The sequence below is a fragment of the Alterinioella sp. B-7 genome (genome assembly GCF_056857775.1).
In genome coordinates, this window is record NZ_JBSXNT010000013.1 from 1 (window position 1) to 3,712 (window position 3,712).

The 3,712-nt window shown below is 56.4% G+C and carries 5 protein-coding genes; 1 reads left to right on the forward strand and 4 read right to left on the reverse strand.

Features of this window, described 5'->3' with window-relative positions:
- The first annotated feature begins 12 nt into the window (after positions 1-12).
- Positions 13-1,142, forward strand: a protein-coding gene (locus AC13C7_RS00690; RefSeq protein WP_446120159.1) for an IS3 family transposase whose coding sequence is annotated in 2 segments (ribosomal slippage) — positions 13-256 and positions 256-1,142 — 1,131 coding nt in all. Because the reading frame shifts where the segments join, the coding sequence is not laid out codon by codon here.
- Positions 1,143-1,507: 365 nt separating this feature from the next.
- Here AC13C7_RS00690 and AC13C7_RS00695 read toward each other — a convergent pair.
- The 4 genes from AC13C7_RS00695 to AC13C7_RS00710 form a co-directional block, all read right to left on the reverse strand.
- Positions 1,508-2,011 (reverse strand): helix-turn-helix domain-containing protein, encoded by a 504-nt coding sequence (locus AC13C7_RS00695; protein WP_482866275.1) that lies wholly within the window; start codon positions 2,009-2,011, stop codon positions 1,508-1,510.
- Positions 2,012-2,271: 260 nt separating this feature from the next.
- On the reverse strand, positions 2,272-2,562 hold the full coding sequence (locus tag AC13C7_RS00700) for a hypothetical protein (RefSeq protein ID WP_482866276.1): 291 nt from the start codon (positions 2,560-2,562) through the stop codon (positions 2,272-2,274).
- 115 nt (positions 2,563-2,677) lie between these two features.
- Positions 2,678-2,848 carry a helix-turn-helix transcriptional regulator gene (locus tag AC13C7_RS00705; protein WP_482866277.1) on the reverse strand — a complete coding sequence of 57 codons (171 nt, stop codon included), beginning with the start codon at positions 2,846-2,848 and terminating at the stop codon, positions 2,678-2,680.
- 93 nt (positions 2,849-2,941) lie between these two features.
- Positions 2,942-3,568, reverse strand: a complete 627-nt coding sequence (locus AC13C7_RS00710) for a hypothetical protein (RefSeq protein ID WP_482866278.1) — start codon at positions 3,566-3,568, stop codon at positions 2,942-2,944.
- Positions 3,569-3,712 lie beyond the last annotated feature (144 nt).

Here is a 3,712-nt window from a genome sequence, read left to right on the forward strand (position 1 = left end):
AGGAGACTGACTATGGGACTGAAACGGACGGACGAATTCCGGCAAGATGCGGTGCGGATTGCCCTGACCAGTGGACTGACGCGCAAGCAGGTGGCTGATGATCTCGGTGTCGGCATGTCGACACTTAACAAGTGGATCACGGCGCATCGAGACACTGATGTCGTGTCGAAAGAAGATTTGAGCCTCGCCAAAGAGAATGATCGGCTTCGGCGCGAGATCAAGCTCCTCAAGGAGGAGAGGGATATTCTAAAAAAGGCCACCCAGTTCTTCGCGGGCCTAAAGCAATGAGATTTAGGTTTGTCGAAGAACACAGAGGCCATTTCCCCACCAACCGGTTGTGCGACGTTGTTGGCGTCAGTGCGCGCGGTTTACGTGCCTTCCGAAGTCGTCCAGCCAGTCGCAGACAACGGTTTGATCTGGTTGCGCTGGCTCATATCAAAGAACAGTCGCGCCTCAGCCTAGGCAGCTATGGCAGACCACGCATGACCGAAGAGCTGAAGGAGATCGGCTTGGATGTGGGCCATCGTCGAGTTGGCCGTCTGATGCGGCAGAACGGCATATCCGTTGTGCGAACGCGCAAACACAAGGTCACAACCGATAGCGATCACAAGTTCAACATCGCGCCCAATCTGTTGGATCGTGACTTCATGGCAGATGCGCCAAACCAGAAATGGGCTGGCGACATCAGTTATATTTGGACACGCGAGGGTTGGCTGTATCTGGCTGTGATCCTCGACCTGCATTCAAGGCGTGTGATCGGCTGGGCCGTGAGCAATCGGATGAAACGTGATCTGGCGATCCGGGCGTTGAACATGGCCATCGCATTCCGTGCGCCACCGAAGGGCTGCATCCATCACACGGATCGCGGTAGCCAATACTGTTCGCACGACTATCAGAAGATCCTGCGGCAACATGGGTTCAAGGTGTCGATGTCTGGGAAGGGCAATTGTTATGACAATGCAGCAGTCGAGACGTTCTTCAAAACCATCAAGGCCGAGCTGATCTGGCGCCGGTCATGGGCAACCAGGCGGCAAGCTGAGATGGCGATCTTCGAATACATCAATGGCTTCTACAATCCGCGTCGACGGCACTCAGCATTGGGCTGGAAAAGCCCGGTCGCCTTCGAACGGAAAGTGGCTTAAACGAGCACCTGGGGCGGCACGAAAGCGTGACAGGTCCACTTTCCGTATTTTTCTGCGAGGATTCTACGCGGCACTCAACCGTATTGTTTTGAGAGCAAAGGGAACCAGAGCTAACGCGCTTTGCGAGTCGAGACTGGTAATGGACGTTTGCTGCAGAAGCAGCCAAGGTCGGCTTCGGGCCGTCCCCGGCGATTGGTCAACACCGCTTCGCGCGCATTGTCGCCCCTTCCGCCTCCGTCTGCGCCACTAAGGAGCACCAGAGGTGGTCTAGGAACGGTTTGTCAGGTTGCGCACACTTGCCTCGCTGTTGAACGTCTGGCCTATGGCTAGATGTATATATGTCCTGTTTTCTGTGACGCGCGTTTTCATGATTTCGCTTCCTGCGTCACAAAATCAGTGACGCCTTGCCGTTTCGCGGGGCCATGTTCCGCCGCTCTGTCACAACCATTGTGACGTGCTGTCCTGTTTTTTGTGCGGGGCTTCTGTTTTTCCCGCCATCGCATGAACGCCCTTCGCGCGGGCTTCCCGTCGCTGGACGGCATCTCTGCCAATGCCCAGACGGACGCCTTGCCGATCCCGGCGGGGCCAAGGCAGGGCGCTTGCGCGAGGTCGATGAACCCGCGTTCCTGTAATTCATCGAACCACGGCCCAACGGTGTTGCGATGGACGTTGAGCGCCGCCGCCGCGTCCCGGTGACTGAGATAGATTTGCCCGTTGTTCGATCCGTTGTAGCGCCGTTTCAATTCGACATAGAGCGCCCTGGGGCCGGGCTTGAGCGTTGCCCATGCCTCGGACGCTTGCAGCCATTCGGGAAGCTGGACATGACGCCCAACCCCCCTCTTGCTGTTCTTGTAAGGTTTCCCTGCCATCAGGATACCCCTCGCGCCACCACGGCCAGCCAGACGCGCGTTACGACCTCTTGGCTGGGGCACCCGCCCAAGGCCAGCCATGCAGCCTCTGGGGCGCTGTCAGGGCGCTTGAGAACCATGATTTCCCAACGGCCACCCTCGCGGCGCAGTTCTACCGAGTCAGTTCTCATGGCGCTCTCCATAGATCAGGTGTGCCATCAGCCTGGCCTGGGTCTCTGTCAGGCCGAATGCACGGCGCAGGCGGGCGATGCGAAGCCGGTTCATGCTGCGTCCCCCTCAACGCCCAGCGCCCTTGCGGAGTGAGGCATTCTCAGCCTTGCGCGGTCTGCATCCGGGTCCAGCCAGTAATGCGCGATACTCTGCGGCCCGCGATACTCGACATGGATGGGCCAGCCGAATTCATGCTTGAGCCGGTGAACGTTCGCGCCCAAGCGCCAGCCGCGAACCTCGCGGATTTCCGTCCTGTGAGAGATTGTGCGCCCGTCCAGAAGCGCCTTGCAGGTCCAGAAAACCTGCGTCTTGCCCGAATACCATCTGTCTGAATTTGCCATTGCCAGTCATTCCTTGTGGTTGTTTTCACAAGGCGCTGGGCATAGGTTACACAAATTCCTTCCACCGGAATGCACCCCACCCAGTGCCGTTGCACCCGCATCGCGCGGGGTGGGGTTATGCGGCACGCTCTGCAAGAGCCGCGTCGATTTCAGCTTCGTTCCAATACAGGCGCGCGCCGATTTTCACGGGCTTGGGCAAGCGGCCCAGGTCAACGTCGCGGTAAATGGTCGTGCGACCACGCCCGCCCAGTTTGGCTTGAAGGTCTTTGAAGGAAAGGTAACGCATCGACGTGCTCCATTTTGTTCCATGGAGCACAATATAATCCGGTGCAGCTGACGGCGCATGTTGCAGAAGTCAGGACTTCTTTTCGATTTAATATCAGGTCTTTACCTCACTAGTCAGCGTTAACTCATTTCCTTGGCCCGTAAATTCCAAGATCGATACAATCTGTCTGCGAAGACTCGCCTTGGCCGGATGGACGCAAAGGTTCTTGATCTCCGTGTAATGATACTTGAAATCTAATGCTTCAGCGACTGCATCACATGCGCTCATTTGCTCAGCCGACGCGTCGTTTCGAGTTAGAGTCAAGCCGTGGAGGTGATGCGCTTCCACTACAAGCTGGTAGAGGGAAAGATACCGTCCAAAAACTTTCTTTTGTTCTCTGTGTGGTGGGGTTGGGCGCTTTCGTTTGCCATCAAGAACATCGCAAGAATACAGCTTAAGTGCAGCTGGCAATGGCCGGTCCGTCAATATCAGATGCTTGGATTGCTCAAGGCAGTAGTCGAATACGTCCGGGTCGGTTCGGGACCATTTGACGATTTGCCAAAAATCATCATCAGAAGCATTGAGTTCCGGTTCCCCATCTTCGCAGTCGCCCGACTCTCTAATCCCAAACGCTGCGATCAATAGATATTTTCCGAACGCGCTATCAACGTTGTAATCAAGCTGTTCTATGAGGGGGGACTGTTTCAGGCGTTCAACAGCTATTTGATATGGGCTTTTCATCTAAAGGACTCTCTGAAGAACCTCCCCATTTCGGCGTGATCTGGTAGGATTCTGGCGGATGACAGAGGAGCCCGCCGATGCCTAAGCAGCCAGCCATTCCCGGCCTTCGTGACGCAATGAAGAAGAAGGTGACGCGGCGGGAGA

What these genes read in the sequence shown, in the direction of transcription:
- AC13C7_RS00695 (WP_482866275.1), bottom strand. Translation starts at nt 2,011, where the DNA reads ATGGCAGGGAAACCTTACAAGAACAGCAAGAGGGGGGTTGGGCGTCAT.
- AC13C7_RS00700 (WP_482866276.1), bottom strand. Translation starts at nt 2,562, where the DNA reads ATGGCAAATTCAGACAGATGGTATTCGGGCAAGACGCAGGTTTTCTGG.
- AC13C7_RS00705 (WP_482866277.1), bottom strand. Translation starts at nt 2,848, where the DNA reads ATGCGTTACCTTTCCTTCAAAGACCTTCAAGCCAAACTGGGCGGGCGT.
- AC13C7_RS00710 (WP_482866278.1), bottom strand. Translation starts at nt 3,568, where the DNA reads ATGAAAAGCCCATATCAAATAGCTGTTGAACGCCTGAAACAGTCCCCC.